We start from the raw sequence: 10,652 nt of genomic DNA, 5'->3' as shown, positions 1-10,652 counted from the left end.
CGATTTGATAAACTGGCACGCAATTATAAATCTATGATTCGTATAGCCTGTATATTTATTTGGTGCAAAGCCAAATGAGGACACACCCTAGTAGAAATTAATCTATTCATACTTTGTGATTGGATTTATTTCGAAGTGGTATTCAAAACAGCCTAAGCAGTCATAAGCTTTTACGAGCCCATAAAAAGCCTTTGAATGATTCAAAGGCTTTTTAGTGTTAAATATTTGAAGCTTTCAGTTTTTCGGTAATCTCAGCCAGAACTTTAATCCGTTTTACTTCGTCCCATAATGCTTTGGCTTCAGGATAATGTTTCGACATCATGCCGAGCCATTGCTTGTAACGACCGACCATCCCGATCTCAGTTTTGGCTGGACCGTTGATAAAACGAATTTGCAGTTGCAGCAGTTCATTCCAGTTCAGCAAAGGTGCATCCGAATTTTGACGGATACATTGAGTCAGGTCGGGTGTGGTCACCGCACCACGGCCAATCATCAGGTCTTCGCAGCCAGATTCTAGTCGACACTGTTTGGCATCGGTATTGTTCCAGATTTCACCATTGGCGATCACATTGATCTTGAGTGCTTCACGAATCGGTTGTAACTGGTCCCAGAATGCTGGCGGAGTGTAGCCATCGGCTTTGGTACGTGCATGAACGGTGACCCAGGCTGCCCCGGCATCTTCAATGGCATGCGCATTTTCCAGCATAAAATTACGGTCCATATAACCCAGACGCATTTTGGCGGAAACCGGAATATGTGCAGGAACGGCATCACGCACGGCTTTAACCAGCTCATGCACCACTTCGGGTTCATCTAGCAGGACTGAACCACCACGATGACGGTTCACGGTTTTGGCCGGACAGCCAAAATTCATGTCAATTGCCGGTGCGCCCATGGCTGCCACTTTGGCGGCATTCGCTGCTAGCATCTCCGGATTATTTCCTAAGAATTGGACATGTACCGGTATACCTGCCGCCGTCTTGCCATCATTCAACAGTTCCGGGCAGTAAGTATGATAAATATGATCGGGCAGAAGGGAATCGGTGACACGGATAAACTCGGTCACACACCAGTCAAAGCTACCTACGGATGTCAGCACATCACGCATAATCGGATCGGTTAAGCCTTCCATGGGAGCAAGCACAAGTTTCAACGGTGCACACCTGTAAATTTAAAACGGTGTTATACGTTTTTTTAGGCAGCCTGTCTAGGCTGGATCGGAATTGAATGATGAGTACCTGAAAATTGAACTTTTTGGGCTGATATAAAAAGGCCTTTAATGTGGATTAAAGGCCTTTAAAAGTGAAGCTTAGGATGATTTAGCGATATCCAGCCATTTTAATCAGCCAGTTTCTCGACTTTCATACTCTCACGATAATACTGACAGCCCTTGTACAACAGGAAGCAACCAATCAATCCGGCAATCGCATTGACGATCGAGATCGAGTTACCAACCATTAAGGTATTCTGGAAATATTTATCCGTGATTAATGCCACAGCGGTGGTTCCGATGCCTAAGGCAATCAGGTTTGAAACCAGCAGGAACTTGGCAGATACCTGTGCGCGTAGCTGGTTTGGTGTCAGCATTTGCGTAGCAGCAGCCGATGCAGGAATCGGGAAAGTGGAGAAGAACATCGCCACAAAAATCAGCGCAAATGAAAGCTGCATATTATCGACCTGAGTGAACAGCACACTCGGAATAATCAGCGCTGCACAGCCAATCGCACCGGTACGAATTGCAGCATCGCTATAGCCACGTTTCGAGAAGAAGTCGATCAGCCAGCCACAGAACAAGGCACCCGAAGTATTCGCGACTAGAATAATCGTACCGAGGATATAACCGGTTTGACTCGCATCCAGACCGAAATTACGCATGTAATAGGCAGGTGCCCAGCCCAGCAGCGAATACAACATCATGGTATAAAAAGAAAAACCAATAAAATGACAGAAGAAGGTCTTTTTATGTGTCTTGATAAAACCGATCGAGTTTTTAAAAGAGGCTTTAATGACCTGACCATCCTGACCGACTTTCATGCCCTTACGTGCAGGTTCACGCACCGTCAGTACCATGAGCAGTGCCAGCAATACGCCCGGTAGACCCACAATCATAAAGGTGAGTTGCCAGGTTTTCACTTCACCAATAAGCGGTAAAGCCACGAAGCTGACATCTTTTAGCAAGCCAATCACATAGCCGCCAATCAGGAAAGCTAAACCCGAACCAATAAAGGCACCAATCGCATATACCCCGAGTGCACGGCCTAATTTATCTTTCGGAAATAAGTCGGCAACGATTGAATAAAAGGCAGGGGAAAGCGCAGCTTCACCGGCACCCACACTCAAACGTGCAATAAACATTTGAATAAAGTTTTTACTGAGACCACAAGCCGCTGTGGCAAGACTCCAAAACGCAATCCCGGTTGCAATGATTTTAATCCGGGACTTTCGATCAGCTAGCGCGGCAATAGGAAGACCCATAATCGCATAAAATAACGAGAACGCGAGTCCTTGCAATAAGCTGAACTGGGTATCACTCAGCATTAAATCGGCTTTAATCGGCTCAATCATTAACGATAAAATTTGACGGTCTACAAATGACAAAATGTAAGCCAGCATACAGATCACCACCACATACCATTGATAGGTACTACTTTCTTTGGGCGGCTGAGTCTGTTCAGAAACAGGCGATCCTGTTTCTACAGAGGTAGGCTCAAAACTTTGATTTTCGGGTTGAAGCGTCCTTTCAACCATTTCTATGTCCAGCGATTTATCATTCATCATGCAACATCCTATGTTGATCGTTTGAGATATTTTGATACTTATAATATTGATATTATTTTTATTATGTATCGTATAATCTAATCTAGAGTTTAATTTTATTTGCGTCAATCAATTTCCATAAAAGGATACAAATAAATTTTTATAATAAAAAAAAGGAATCATAATGATTCCTTTTTTTTGAGTTTGAATTTTTAGCCACGTTCAACCAGGGTCAAAATATCATAAGTTGCGACCAGTTCATTGCGCTGATTTTTGACTTTAATATCCCAGACCACCACACCATGTGGTTTTTGTGCCGGATCGCGCAGCGCTTTCGGGGTTTTCTGCTTACAGGTCAGTTCCACTTGAAGGGTATCACCAATTTTCACAGGTTCCACAAAGCGCAAGTTGTCCATGCCATAGTTGGCAATGACTGGGCCCTGGGCGGCATCAACGAATAAACCGGCTGCGGCAGACACCACGAAATAGCCATGTGCCACACGTTCACCAAACAGCGATTCTGCTGCAGCGATCTTGTCCATATGTGCATAGAAGTGATCACCGCTCAGGCAGCCGAAATTCACCAGATCCGCTTCGGTCACGCTACGTCGTGCAGTCAGCAAACGCTCGCCGATACGCAATTCATCAAATGATTTTTTAAAAGGATGCACGCGGTCTTCAAAGACTTGAGCTCCAGCCGTCCAGCTATGGCCGACCTGAGTCATGGCATTTGGCGAGCCTTGAATCGCAGTACGTTGCATATAATGTTTGACTGCACGCAAGCCGCCGAGTTCTTCACCGCCACCGGCACGTCCCGGTCCACCATGAACCAGTAAAGGTAATGGAGAGCCATGTCCGGTACTTTCTTTGGCACTTTCAGCATCCAGAATATGGACACGACCATGCCATGGCGCAATTTTGCTGAGCAGTTGTTCAATATTTTCATCGGTATTGCGTACGATGGATGCCACCAGGCTACCTTCGCCACGTGCCACCAGGTCAGCCAGCTGAGCGAGGTCGCTATACGGCATTAAAGTCACTACAGGCCCAAAGGCTTCAATCTTATGAATATTTTCTGCCTGAGCTGGTGCTTTGCATAGCAAGACTGTCGGTGGATAGCATGCAGACTTCTCAGTATTTTGTACTTGCAGTTTAAAGTCTTGGCGCAAGTGGCTACCGAATACAATCTCTGCATCCTGGCTCAGCTGTTCAACTTTTGCCGCGACATCATGTTTCTGTTTGACGCTGGCCAAAGCACCCATCGTCACGCCTTCCTGAGCCGGATCGCCCACGACCACTTTTTTTAGTTTTGCAATCAGACGGTCTTGTACTGTATCCAATAGCTCGGCCGGCACAAAAGCACGACGAATGGCGGTACATTTCTGTCCGGCTTTGGTGGTCATTTCACGGAAAACTTCACGGACAAATAAATCAATCGTTTCATCATTGGCTTGCGCCGTCAAAATTGCACTGTTGACCGAGTCTGCTTCCATGGTGAATGGAATCGAGTAGGCATTTAAGTGTGGATGCGAACGCAGTTTTTGCCCTATTGAAGCAGAACCGGTAAAAGTGACCGTATCTTGAGGATTTAAATGATCGAATAAATCATAGATCTGTCCGCAAATGAGCTGTAGCGAGCCTTCTGGCAAGAAACCACTTTCATGAATGGCTTTGACCACAGCATGGGTCAGCTCGGCACCTTCGGTCGCCGGTTTGACAATACAGGGTACGCCTGCCAGCAGTGTCGGTGCGATTTTTTCCAGCATGCCCCAGATTGGAAAGTTAAAGGCATTGATATGCACGGCGACACCGGCTTTAGGCGTCAGAATATGCTTCGCGCCAAAACTGCCTTGCTTAGAAAGAGGAATCCAGGCATCTTCGACCAGCGCTGTTTCATCACTCAGTTCACGACGCACCAAACTCGAATAGGCATATAAGGTGCCAATTCCGCCTTCAATATCAATCCAGGCATCTTTACGGGTACAGCCGGTTGCCTTGGCAAGTTCATAAAAGTCTTCTTTACGTTCCATCAAATACTGAGCCACTTGCTTCAGGGCATTGGCACGTTGATGGAAGGTCCATGTGGCAATAGTCGCGCCTTTTTGTTTGGCATACTTCACCACGGCTTGGGTATCGATGCCCTGACTGCCGACCTGATAAACCGCTTCACCGCTAATGGCATGATAAACCGTACGTAAATCGGCTTGCGCTGTGTATTCCTGGCCGTACACCAGTGAAGATAAGCTTTTGATGGCAATAGGATTATGGGTTGATTCAGTATCTTGATAATCCGTTGTGCTTGAGCTGCTGTCTAACTCTAACATTGTAAAAACTCCATTTATGATACGTTTTGAGATGTATTTTAATTTTGATGTTTCATAATTTGTGTTGAAAAAGTGAAAATGTCAATCATAAATCTGTGTTTAAAAATGAGTAACAATAAAATAAAAAATATTAAATTATATAAAACAAATATTTATTAAAAATTAGAGATAAAAATTAAATGATACTAATAAATAGATATTGATTTTAATTACGTATCGTTTTAATTTGAGTGTATCAACACTTGGGATAAGTGAGGGAACAATGAATAACCAACAACAAATCTTCGATCAAAAGATTGAAAAGGATATTTCCATAGAGCCGAAGGACTGGATGCCGGATGCTTATCGTAAAACCTTGATTCGTCAGATCGGTCAGCACGCCCACTCTGAAGTTGTGGGTATGTTGCCAGAAGGCAACTGGATTACCCGTGCACCGACCTTGAAGCGTAAAGCCGTGCTGATGGCGAAAGTCCAGGATGAAGCCGGTCATGCCCTGTATCTGTACAGTGCTGCTGAAACCCTGGGTGCGGATCGTGACGACATGATGGATAAACTGATTGCCGGTCGCATGAAATATTCATCCATTTTTAACTATCCCACTTTGAGCTGGGCCGATGTTGCCGCGATTGGCTGGCTGGTAGATGGTGCAGCGATTGTCAATCAGGTTGCGCTGTGCCGTACGTCTTATGGTCCTTATGCCCGTGCCATGGTACGCGTCTGTAAGGAAGAAAGTTTCCATCAACGTCAGGGCTTTGAAGCCATGATGGAATTGGCCAATGGAACGCCAGAACAAAAGCAGATGGCACAGGACGCAGTGAACCGTTTCTGGTGGCCGGCACTGATGATGTTTGGTCCAAGTGATGATAATTCACCGAACAGTGCACAAAGTATGCAGTGGAAAATTAAATTATTCAGCAATGATGAGCTACGTCAGAAATTTGTCGATAACACCGTATCGCAAGTGTTGCAGCTGGGTTTAACCGTTCCAGATCCAGACCTCAAATTCAATGAAGCCACCGGACATTACGAATTTGGTGAAATCAATTGGGATGAGTTCTTTGCGATTCTTGCAGGCAAGGGACCGTGTAACCATGAGCGTATTGAAGCACGCCGCAAAGCTTGGGAAGGCGGCAAGTGGGTACGTGATTCAGCAGCAGTCTATGCGCAGAAACAGCAGCAACAGTCAGCAGCACAAAAAGTTGCTTAAAAAATAGTTTGATCAATATAAGGAAATTTGCTCATGAATAACAAAAATAACTGGTCACTTTATGAAGTATTTGTGCGTAGTAAACAGGGTCTGAGTCACCGTCATGTCGGCAGCCTGCGTGCACCAGATGAGGAAGTCGCACTACAAAATGCCCGCGATGTATATACCCGCCGCAATGAAGGGATCAGTATCTGGGTGGTGAAATCTGAATTGATTACCTCTTCCCAGCCAGATGAAAAAGCAGAATTTTTTGAACCCGCTTTGGACAAGGTTTATCGCCATCCAACCTTTTATAACATTCCAGCTGGCATCGAGCACATGTAAAGGGAAAGGTGAAGAGTATGACAAATCAAGTATTGGCAGAATTTCTTTTACATGTGGGTGACAGTCAACTGATCCTGTCCCATCGTTTGGCAGAGTGGTGCGGTCATGCACCTGAACTGGAGCTGGATATTGCCTTAGCCAATATTGGACTGGATTTATTGGGTCAGGCACGTACTGCCCTCAGTCTGGCGGGTGAAGTGGAAGGACAGGGTCGTGATGAAGACAAACTGGCTTATTTCCGTACCGAACGTGAATACCGTAATTTGCTGCTGTGTGAACAGCCGAATGGTGATTTTGCCCAGACTCTGGTGCGCCAGTGGTTGATGGATCACTACCACGCTTTATTGTTTAGCACCTTAAGTCAAAGTCAGCATGCTGAGTTGGCTGCCTTTGCAGTGAAGTCACTCAAAGAGGTGAAATATCATCAGCGTTTTTCCACCACCTGGATGGAACGCTTAAGTTTAGGTACCGCAGAAGCGCATGAAAAAACCCAGCAAGGTTTAAACCAGTTATGGCGTTTTACCGAAGAACTTTTTGTTCTGACGGCAGCTGAAAAACAACTAGTCGATAGCGGTGTCATTCCAGAGATTGAACATTTAAAAGTCCAGTGGCTGGAGACCATTACAGCCGAGCTGGCGCGATTTGAATTAAGCCTGCCAGAGCTGGGTGCTTATCGCAGTGGGGCTAAACAGGGTTTACATACAGAACATCTCGGTTTTGTTTTGGCTGAACTGCAATACATGCAGCGCTCATATCCAAACATGAACTGGTAATTCGGCACAATCACAGGGAGTGAGTCGCATGAATCTGATTCGACACGTAGAAGATCAATGTTGGGACGTTTTACAGCAGGTTTCTGATCCAGAGATTCCGGTATTGTCAGTGATTGATCTGGGTATGATTCGTGGCGTCGAGCTGAATCAGCAGGATGAAATTGTGGTGCGACTCACGCCGACCTATAGCGGCTGTCCGGCCACGGATTTATTAAAAGCAGAAATTACCCAGGCTTTTGAAGCCAATGGTTTGACGCCAGTCAAAGTCATTGTGGACCTTTCTCAAGCCTGGACCACGGACTGGATGAGTGAATCGGGCAAACACAAATTACAGCAATATGGTATTGCCCCGCCGCAAGGCCAGTCACATAGTTGTGGTACGCATGTGGCATTGACCGATGGCATCACCTGTCCACAGTGCTTAAGTCATAACAGCAAATTATTAAGTGAATTCGGTTCGACCGCCTGTAAAGCTTTATATCAATGTCGGGACTGCTTAGAAACTTTTGACTATTTCAAATGTATTTGATTGTAACGATTGCGCGGTGGGCAGGGTAAACCAATAACAAGCCTGAACACCGCCACCTAAAAGAAGGATTTTGCCATGAGCCAATTTATACCATTAACCATTAAATCGATTCAGCCACAAACCGAGCAGGCGATCTGCATTGCCTTTGATCTCGCGCCTGAGCAGTTGGATGCTTTCCAATATCAGCCGGGGCAGCACCTGACCATTCGTCATTTAACCGATGACGGCGAGCTGCGCCGCTGCTACTCGATCTGCAGTGATACTCAGGAAGACATGAGTATTGCGATTAAAAAAATTGATCAAGGTCAGTTTTCAACCTGGGCCAATGCGCATCTCAAAGCGGGCGATGTACTAGAAGTCATGCCACCGCAAGGGGTGTTCTTTCAGAAAGCCGCCAAGGCTGGTGGCCAGAATTATCTAGGATTTGCAGCAGGCAGTGGTATTACGCCGATCTTATCGATTGTAAAGTCAGTGCTGAACCGTCAAGCGGACGCAACATTCACTCTGGTATATGGCAACCGTTCCTGGAAACAGACTATGTTTTCTGAACAGATCATGGACCTGAAAGACCGTTTTAAGGAACGTCTGCAACTGGTGAATATTTTTTCACGTGAACTGAATGACAGCGAGATCTTTAATGGTCGGATCGATGCAGACAAATTGCAGCAGCTGTTTCAGGCCAATCTGATTTCAGCCGAAGCAGATCACTGTTTCGCTTGCGGTCCTGAAGAAATGATGACAGCAGTCGAAACGGTATTACCGACTTGGGGCATTCAGCGCAGTAAGATTCACACTGAACGCTTCAATACCGGTACTGCACCGAAAGCAACCGCCCAGCAGATGGAAAGCCGTAGCGAAGAACGCGTCAATATTGTTCTGGATGGTCGCGAGCTGATTGTTGAAGTCTCCAAACAGGATGACAGTATTTTAGATGCTGCGCTACGTGCCGGAGCCGACCTGCCATATGCCTGTAAGGGCGGTGTTTGTGCCACCTGTAAATGTAAGGTGTTAGAGGGACAGGTTGAAATGGCGGTGAATTACAGTCTGGAAGAAGATGAAATTCAGAAAGGCTATGTGCTCAGTTGTCAGGCACGTCCAACCACGGCCAATGTCCGACTCAGTTTTGATGAATAACAGCTGAATTTACAGCACCGCGAGCATAGCAGGAGTTCAAGGATGACCTACATTAAAACCAGCTCAACCAAGCCAGGTGTGGTACTGATCGAGCTGAATCGCCCGGAAAAGCGCAATGCCTTAAACAATGCCACCTTGCAAAACATTGCAGCCTGTCTACAGGACTTGGAAACAGATGCTGCTGTGAAAGCCGTGGTCATCACCGGAAATATGCAATGCTTTGCTGCCGGTGCTGATTTAAATGAGCTGGCGCAGTTAGATGTGGTCAGCATCCAGCAAGACCAACGCCCACTGCTCTGGAAAAAAATTGATGAATTTTCCAAGCCTTTAATCATGGCCGTAAATGGTTATGCTTTTGGTGCAGGTTTCGAGTTGGCTTTGCATGGTGACATGGTGCTGACCGGAGAAAATGCCCAGTTTGCCTTGCCTGAAATCGGTTTAGATATGTTGCCGGGTGCCGGTGGAACCCAGCGTCTGGCCCGTCTGGTCGGTCAGCAATTAACGATGCGCTGGGCCATGACTGGTGAAATGATTTCGGCACAAACAGCCTTGCAACATGGCATTAGCAGCCAGGTTTGTCCGGCAGGATTGACCGTGCAATACGCACTGGAACTGGCAGAAAAAATTGCCAAGCAGGCACCGCTGGCCATTCGTGCCATCAAGCAATCTTTAAAGTCGATTCATGAAGTGACTTTAAGTCAGGGACTGAAACTTGAACGTCAACATTTTGTCTGGCTGGCGGCGACCCAAGATCGCCAGGAAGGCATCAATGCATTTTTAGAAAAAAGAAAACCAGAATTTAGAGGTGTGTAATGGATTATCAAACAATTATTGTCGAAGAAAAAAATGCAGTGGGCTACCTGACCTTTAACCGTCCAAAACAGCTCAACAGCTTTAATGAAACCATGCATCAGGAAGTTTCCAAGGTCATCAAGGCCTGGGCTAAAGATAGCCAGATTCGTGCCGTGGTGATTTCAGCCGAAGGCCGCGGTTTCTGTGCCGGTCAGGATCTGAATGACCGTGTGGTCGATCCGAATGCCGATGCACCGGACTTAGGCCTGTCGATTGAAAAATATTACAACCCTTTGATCAAGCTGATTACTGAAATGCCAAAACCGGTGATTTGTGCCGTGAATGGAGTAGCAGCAGGGGCAGGTGCCAATATTGCCCTGGCGTGTGACATTGTGGTGGCAGCAAAATCGGCTTCCTTTATTCAGGCCTTTTGCCGTCTTGGTTTGGTGCCAGATTCAGGCGGTACCTGGTTCCTACCGCGTCTGGTCGGCCGTGCTCAGGCGATGGGCCTAGCGATGCTCGGCGATAAAATTCCGGCTGAGCGTGCAGTACAACTGGGCATGATCTGGCAGGTGGTTGAAGATGAGCAACTGCAAGCAGAAGCGAAAAAATTGGCGGAGCATCTGGCTCAGCAACCGACCTATGGTCTGTCCCTGATCAAAAAAGCCATTCATGCCGCAGCAGAAAACAATTTGGATGAGCAGCTCATTCTGGAACGTGACCTGCAACGTCTGGCTGGACGTTCAAGCGATTATAAGGAAGGTGTACAAGCCTTTATGCAGAAGCGTACCCCTGAATATAAAGGATGCTAA

At 46.4% G+C, this 10,652-nt stretch carries 10 protein-coding genes; 7 read left to right on the top strand and 3 right to left on the bottom strand.

The features are described from left to right. Positions 1–217: 217 nt before the first annotated feature. The 3 genes from NI468_RS08945 to paaZ form a co-directional block, all read right to left on the bottom strand. Positions 218–1,153: a tRNA dihydrouridine synthase gene (locus NI468_RS08945; protein WP_004730696.1), complete on the bottom strand. Its 936-nt coding sequence runs from the start codon at positions 1,151–1,153 to the stop codon at positions 218–220. Positions 1,154–1,338: 185 nt separating this feature from the next. Further along, on the bottom strand, positions 1,339–2,778 hold the full coding sequence (locus NI468_RS08940) for a spinster family MFS transporter (protein ID WP_216986571.1): 1,440 nt from the start codon (positions 2,776–2,778) through the stop codon (positions 1,339–1,341). A gap of 191 nt (positions 2,779–2,969) precedes the next feature. Beyond that, positions 2,970–5,081, bottom strand: coding sequence for a phenylacetic acid degradation bifunctional protein PaaZ (paaZ, locus tag NI468_RS08935; protein WP_004730692.1), 2,112 nt, complete (start codon positions 5,079–5,081; stop codon positions 2,970–2,972). Positions 5,082–5,343: 262 nt separating this feature from the next. Between paaZ and paaA the strand changes: the two genes are divergently transcribed. The 7 genes from paaA to paaG all read left to right on the top strand — a co-directional run bounded on the left by paaA (position 5,344) and on the right by paaG (position 10,652). Next, positions 5,344–6,288, top strand: a complete 945-nt coding sequence (gene paaA / locus NI468_RS08930) for a 1,2-phenylacetyl-CoA epoxidase subunit PaaA (RefSeq protein ID WP_004646055.1) — start codon at positions 5,344–5,346, stop codon at positions 6,286–6,288. 33 nt (positions 6,289–6,321) lie between these two features. After that, positions 6,322–6,612, top strand: a complete 291-nt coding sequence (gene paaB / locus NI468_RS08925; RefSeq protein WP_004279183.1) for a 1,2-phenylacetyl-CoA epoxidase subunit PaaB — start codon at positions 6,322–6,324, stop codon at positions 6,610–6,612. 17 nt (positions 6,613–6,629) lie between these two features. Next, positions 6,630–7,385, top strand: coding sequence for a 1,2-phenylacetyl-CoA epoxidase subunit PaaC (gene paaC / locus NI468_RS08920; protein ID WP_004730690.1), 756 nt, complete (start codon positions 6,630–6,632; stop codon positions 7,383–7,385). A 28-nt stretch (positions 7,386–7,413) separates the two neighbouring features. Beyond that, positions 7,414–7,914 (top strand): 1,2-phenylacetyl-CoA epoxidase subunit PaaD, encoded by a 501-nt coding sequence (paaD, locus tag NI468_RS08915; RefSeq protein ID WP_004730687.1) that lies wholly within the window; start codon positions 7,414–7,416, stop codon positions 7,912–7,914. A gap of 75 nt (positions 7,915–7,989) precedes the next feature. Continuing rightward, entirely contained in the window at positions 7,990–9,048 is a 1,059-nt protein-coding gene (gene paaE / locus NI468_RS08910; protein WP_004730685.1) for a 1,2-phenylacetyl-CoA epoxidase subunit PaaE, read from the top strand. 42 nt (positions 9,049–9,090) lie between these two features. Next, positions 9,091–9,861 (top strand): enoyl-CoA hydratase-related protein, encoded by a 771-nt coding sequence (locus tag NI468_RS08905; RefSeq protein WP_004279187.1) that lies wholly within the window; start codon positions 9,091–9,093, stop codon positions 9,859–9,861. Beyond that, positions 9,861–10,652 carry a 2-(1,2-epoxy-1,2-dihydrophenyl)acetyl-CoA isomerase PaaG gene (gene paaG / locus NI468_RS08900; RefSeq protein WP_004279188.1) on the top strand — a complete coding sequence of 264 codons (792 nt, stop codon included), beginning with the start codon at positions 9,861–9,863 and terminating at the stop codon, positions 10,650–10,652. Before NI468_RS08905 ends, paaG begins: the two co-directional genes overlap by 1 nt.

It is taken from the genome of Acinetobacter lwoffii, assembly GCF_024129355.1.
In the GTDB taxonomy this organism is placed as follows: Bacteria; Pseudomonadota; Gammaproteobacteria; order Pseudomonadales; family Moraxellaceae; genus Acinetobacter; species Acinetobacter lwoffii_I.
The sequence above is the reverse complement of the archived record's forward strand: the minus strand, read 5'-3'. Positions and strand labels throughout refer to the sequence as shown.